This is a genomic window from Chryseobacterium carnipullorum, from assembly GCF_900142785.1.
Taxonomy (GTDB): Bacteria; Bacteroidota; Bacteroidia; order Flavobacteriales; family Weeksellaceae; genus Chryseobacterium; species Chryseobacterium carnipullorum.
The window spans coordinates 1-5,321 of record NZ_FRCD01000040.1 but is presented as its reverse complement, the minus strand read 5'-3'; the positions used below and the strand labels follow the sequence as shown (position 1 = coordinate 5,321).

Here is a 5,321-nt window from a genome sequence, read left to right as displayed (position 1 = left end):
ACAGAACGACAGAAAAGCTTCTCTATGTTTTGCGGAAAGAAAAAAGATCATTGACATACAATATACAACCAAGTAAGAAAAAAACTAAAGCGTAAAAAAACTTTGAGTGGGTCAGGAAAAACATACAATGGAGAGTTTGATCCTGGCTCAGGATGAACGCTAGCGGGAGGCCTAACACATGCAAGCCGAGCGGTAGGTTTCCTTCGGGAAACTGAGAGCGGCGCACGGGTGCGGAACACGTGTGCAACCTGCCTTTATCAGGGGGATAGCCTTTCGAAAGGAAGATTAATACCCCATAATATATCATATGGCATCATTTGATATTGAAAACTACGGTGGATAAAGATGGGCACGCGCAGGATTAGATAGTTGGTAGGGTAACGGCCTACCAAGTCAACGATCCTTAGGGGGCCTGAGAGGGTGATCCCCCACACTGGTACTGAGACACGGACCAGACTCCTACGGGAGGCAGCAGTGAGGAATATTGGACAATGGGTGAGAGCCTGATCCAGCCATCCCGCGTGAAGGACGACGGCCCTATGGGTTGTAAACTTCTTTTGTATAGGGATAAACCTACTCTCGTGAGAGTAGCTGAAGGTACTATACGAATAAGCACCGGCTAACTCCGTGCCAGCAGCCGCGGTAATACGGAGGGTGCAAGCGTTATCCGGATTTATTGGGTTTAAAGGGTCCGTAGGCTGATTTGTAAGTCAGTGGTGAAATCTCACAGCTCAACTGTGAAACTGCCATTGATACTGCAAGTCTTGAGTGTTGTTGAAGTAGCTGGAATAAGTAGTGTAGCGGTGAAATGCATAGATATTACTTAGAACACCAATTGCGAAGGCAGGTTACTAAGCAACAACTGACGCTGATGGACGAAAGCGTGGGGAGCGAACAGGATTAGATACCCTGGTAGTCCACGCCGTAAACGATGCTAACTCGTTTTTGGGTTTTCGGATTCAGAGACTAAGCGAAAGTGATAAGTTAGCCACCTGGGGAGTACGTTCGCAAGAATGAAACTCAAAGGAATTGACGGGGGCCCGCACAAGCGGTGGATTATGTGGTTTAATTCGATGATACGCGAGGAACCTTACCAAGGCTTAAATGGGAATTGACAGGTTTAGAAATAGACTTTTCTTCGGACAATTTTCAAGGTGCTGCATGGTTGTCGTCAGCTCGTGCCGTGAGGTGTTAGGTTAAGTCCTGCAACGAGCGCAACCCCTGTCACTAGTTGCCATCATTCAGTTGGGGACTCTAGTGAGACTGCCTACGCAAGTAGAGAGGAAGGTGGGGATGACGTCAAATCATCACGGCCCTTACGCCTTGGGCCACACACGTAATACAATGGCCAGTACAGAGGGCAGCTACACAGCGATGTGATGCAAATCTCGAAAGCTGGTCTCAGTTCGGATTGGAGTCTGCAACTCGACTCTATGAAGCTGGAATCGCTAGTAATCGCGCATCAGCCATGGCGCGGTGAATACGTTCCCGGGCCTTGTACACACCGCCCGTCAAGCCATGGAAGTCTGGGGTACCTGAAGTCGGTGACCGTAACAGGAGCTGCCTAGGGTAAAACAGGTAACTAGGGCTAAGTCGTAACAAGGTAGCCGTACCGGAAGGTGCGGCTGGAACATCTCATTTTAGAGCGTCTTAAGACGTTAAACAAAATTAGTACAGCAATGTACATTGATTCTGCTTAAAGTAAAGCTTTAGTTTTTTATTTGGTTGCTATATATTATAAAAATACACAACCCACTAGAAATTAGTATAGGGATAGAGATACAAGAGCCGAGAGCCAAGAACCAAGACGAATGCAAAAGTCTTGTATCTAGGATCTAGGACTGTTAGTCTAAAAGACAGTCTCGTAGCTCAGCTGGTTAGAGCGCTACACTGATAATGTAGAGGTCGGCAGTTCGAGCCTGCCCGAGACTACTAATTATAAGACGGGAAGATGAAAGAGGCAAGAGCCAAGATGTAAATCTTTAATCTAGCATCTTGAATCTCTTAGTCTACTAGAGGGGGAATTAGCTCAGCTGGCTAGAGCGCCTGCCTTGCACGCAGGAGGTCAAGGGTTCGACTCCCTTATTCTCCACAGTTTTGGAAGTTTGATTTAAAAGTTACGGATAGAGCCAAAAAACAATATTCGTTCATCAGACAGAAGAAAAGACATTAAGATCATTGACATTAACGGTAAAAATATCACAAAGAAAAAACCGAGCGCATATAAGCGCTTGAGTAACCAAAAATAGGAAAGAAATCGTTAAGGGCGTATGGCGGATGCCTAGGCTTTCAGAGGCGAAGAAGGACGCGGTAAGCTGCGAAAAGCTGCGGGGATTGGCACACACGAATTGATCCGCAGATGTCCGAATGGGGCAACCCGGCATGTTGAAGACATGTCACTCTAATTAATTAGAGAGCAAACCAGGAGAACTGAAACATCTAAGTACCCTGAGGAAAAGAAATCGAAGAGATTCCGTAAGTAGCGGCGAGCGAAAGCGGATTAGCCCAAAAGTCTTTATATGTTTAATAGAATGTTCTGGAAAGAACAGCCATAGAGGGTGATAGCCCCGTATATGAAAGGCATATTTTGATGATAAATGAGTAGGGCGGGACACGTGAAATCCTGTCTGAATATGGGGGGACCATCCTCCAAGGCTAAATACTCCTGAAAGACCGATAGTGAACAAGTACTGTGAAGGAAAGGTGAAAAGCACTTCGAATAGAAGGGTGAAATAGAACCTGAAACCGTACGCCTACAAGCGGTCGGAGCCCACAAGTTGGGTGACGGCGTGCCTTTTGCATAATGAGCCTACGAGTTAATTTTGCTAGCGAGGTTAAGGACTTCAGGTCCGGAGCCGGAGCGAAAGCGAGTCTGAATAGGGCGCTTAGTTAGCAGGATTAGACGCGAAACCTTGTGATCTACCCATGGGCAGGTTGAAGCTCTGGTAACACAGAGTGGAGGACCGAACCGGTTGACGTTGAAAAGTCTTCGGATGACCTGTGGGTAGGGGTGAAAGGCCAATCAAACTGGGAGATAGCTCGTACTCTCCGAAATGCATTTAGGTGCAGCGTCGTATATAAGTTTATTAGAGGTAGAGCTACTGATTGGATGCGGGGGTTTCATCGCCTACCAATTCCTGACAAACTCCGAATGCTAATAAATGTTCTACGGCAGTGAGGGCATGGGTGCTAAGGTCCATGTCCGAGAGGGAAAGAACCCAGACCAACAGCTAAGGTCCCCAAATCTCTATTAAGTTGAAGCAACGCGGTTGGACTGCATTGACAGCTAGGATGTTGGCTTGGAAGCAGCCATTCATTTAAAGAGTGCGTAACAGCTCACTAGTCGAGCGGTCCGGCATGGATAATAATCGGGCATAAATAGAGTACCGAAGCTATGGATTTATACCTTTTGGGTATATCTGGTAGGAGAGCATTCTGTTTGCACCGAAGCAGTATCGTGAGGTATTGTGGAGCGTACAGAAAAGAAAATGTAGGCATAAGTAACGATAAAGCGGGCGAGAAACCCGCTCACCGAAAGACTAAGGTTTCCTCAGCCATGCTAATCAGCTGAGGGTTAGTCGGGACCTAACGCGAACCCGAAAGGGGTAGTGGATGGACAATGGGTTAATATTCCCATACTTGCTCACACTAAAAAGGGGACGGAGTGCCGTACTTACTGGAGACTGACGGAATAGTCAAGACCTAGCCTTCGGGCGAAGTTGTTGTAGGGAAAGTGCTTCCAAGAAAAGCCGAAGTGAAGCAACCCGTACCAAAACCGACACAGGTAGTCGAGGAGAGAATCCTAAGGTGCTAGAGTGAATCATGGTTAAGGAACTAGGCAAAATAGTCTCGTAACTTCGGGAGAAGAGACGCCATCAGCAATGGTGGCCGCAGTAAAAAGGCCCAGGCGACTGTTTATCAAAAACACAGGACTCTGCAAAATCGAAAGATGCAGTATAGGGTCTGACACCTGCCCGGTGCTGGAAGGTTAAGGAAGGGCGTTAGCGTAAGCGAAGCGTTTGACTGAAGCCCCAGTAAACGGCGGCCGTAACTATAACGGTCCTAAGGTAGCGAAATTCCTTGTCGGGTAAGTTCCGACCTGCACGAATGGTGTAACGATCTGGGCACTGTCTCAACCATGAGCTCTGTGAAATTGTAGTCTCGGTGAAGATGCCGAGTACCCGCAATGGGACGAAAAGACCCTGTGAACCTTTACTATAACTTCGTATTGACTTTGAGTAAGTAATGTGTAGGATAGGTGGGAGGCTTTGAAGCGGGCACGCTAGTGTTCGTGGAGCCAACGTTGAAATACCACCCTTTACTTACTTGGAGCCTAACTTCTTTTAGAAGGACATTGCGTGGTGGGTAGTTTGACTGGGGTGGTCGCCTCCAAAAGAGTAACGGAGGCTTTCAAAGGTACCCTCAGCACGCTTGGTAACCGTGCGTAGAGTGTAATGGCATAAGGGTGCTTGACTGTGAGACCAACAAGTCGATCAGGTGCGAAAGCAGGACATAGTGATCCGGTGGTTCCGTATGGAAGGGCCATCGCTCATAGGATAAAAGGTACTCCGGGGATAACAGGCTAGTCTCCCCCAAGAGCTCACATCGACGGGGAGGTTCGGCACCTCGATGTCGGCTCGTCACATCCTGGGGCTGGAGAAGGTCCCAAGGGTTGGGCTGTTCGCCCATTAAAGTGGCACGCGAGCTGGGTTCAGAACGTCGTGAGACAGTTCGGTCTCTATCTATTGCGGGCGTTAGATGTTTGAGAGGGCTTGATTCTAGTACGAGAGGACCGAATTGAACAAACCTCTGGTGTATCAGTTGTTCCGCCAGGAGCACCGCTGAGTAGCTACGTTTGGAAGAGATAAGCACTGAAAGCATATAAGTGCGAAACTCGCCTCAAGATGAGACATCTTTTAAGGGTCGTTGGAGATGACGACGTTGATAGGCTATAGGTGTAAAGGCAGTAATGTCATAGCCGAGTAGTACTAATTACCCGTAGATTTATAGCCTATGGTTACTGTATAACAAGTTTTATATGCGCAGTAAAGGTTTTGTCTTTGTGAGTGTTTTTATCGATAAACCAGACAAGAGATATAAAGATAGTAGATAAGAGACATAAAGTCTCGAGTCTCAGGTCTACAAATCTCACGTCTTATATAAAGCCTTTAGGGTGGTTTTAGCGGTGGGGCTCACCTGTTCCCATTCCGAACACAGAAGTTAAGCCCACCAGCGCCGATGGTACTGCGAAAGCGGGAGAGTAGGCCGCCGCCAGTTTTTATTTAAAAGTCTCATACATTTATTTGTATGAGACTTTTTTT

The 5,321-nt window shown here is 47.3% G+C and carries 2 tRNA genes and 3 rRNA genes; all 5 read left to right on the top strand.

The features are described from left to right. Positions 1-124 precede the first annotated feature (124 nt). The 5 genes from BUC06_RS23120 to rrf all read left to right on the top strand — a co-directional run bounded on the left by BUC06_RS23120 (position 125) and on the right by rrf (position 5,277). Positions 125-1,641 (top strand): 16S ribosomal RNA (locus BUC06_RS23120). A 217-nt stretch (positions 1,642-1,858) separates the two neighbouring features. Next, positions 1,859-1,932: transfer RNA gene (locus BUC06_RS23115), tRNA-Ile, on the top strand. An 86-nt stretch (positions 1,933-2,018) separates the two neighbouring features. Next, positions 2,019-2,092, top strand: a tRNA-Ala gene (locus BUC06_RS23110). Between the two features lie 158 nt (positions 2,093-2,250). Next, a 23S ribosomal RNA gene (locus tag BUC06_RS23105) occupies positions 2,251-5,012 on the top strand. Positions 5,013-5,169: 157 nt separating this feature from the next. Then, positions 5,170-5,277: ribosomal RNA gene (gene rrf / locus BUC06_RS23100) — 5S ribosomal RNA — on the top strand. Together the 16S, 23S and 5S rRNA genes with 2 tRNA genes alongside form the textbook arrangement of a ribosomal RNA operon. Positions 5,278-5,321: the final 44 nt, after the last annotated feature.